Annotated in this window: 1 protein-coding gene; it reads right to left on the bottom strand. The window is 71.6% G+C overall.

Going from position 1 to position 465, the window contains the following annotated elements:
- Positions 1-465 (bottom strand): hypothetical protein (locus D7Y04_RS44775; RefSeq protein ID WP_199749825.1); only part of this gene is annotated, 465 nt, incomplete at both ends.

A 465-nucleotide genomic window follows, 5' to 3' on the forward strand; every position in this document is an offset into this window, starting at 1 on the left:
TCGCACGTTCACGCGATAGGGCGCGGCCCCCAGCGTGTCCTCCTGCCTCCGCCTGGTGTCCGCCGCCATCTGATACAGCGCCCCCGGCAACACGCCGAAGTCCTGGAAGGGATACGCGTCCAACTTGATACGCACTGGCTGACCGTCCCTCAACCTCCAACCGCGCCGCCTCCAACCGCGTCTCCGCCAGATCCCCCTCGTAGCGCGCCAACTCCACCTTCGCCGCCGACAGCTCCGCACCGTCCGCCAGCGCAGCCACGCGCGCGTCACCCTCCAGCCCTCGCTGCTCCAGCTCCAGCCGTCCCAGGCTCGCCTCCAGCTCACGAGCGGAGGCCTGTGCCGCCACGACCTGGGCCCGCGCGACCTCCGCCTGCGACGCGGCATTCTCCGCTTCCACCGTCGCGACGAACTCCTTCTCCCGCAGCTGCTCCGCGCTCCGCGCATCCCGCGAGCGCACCCCCGCCT

Origin of the sequence: Corallococcus sp. AB038B (genome assembly GCF_003668955.1) — a bacterium.
Lineage (GTDB): Bacteria > Myxococcota > Myxococcia > Myxococcales > Myxococcaceae > Corallococcus > Corallococcus exiguus.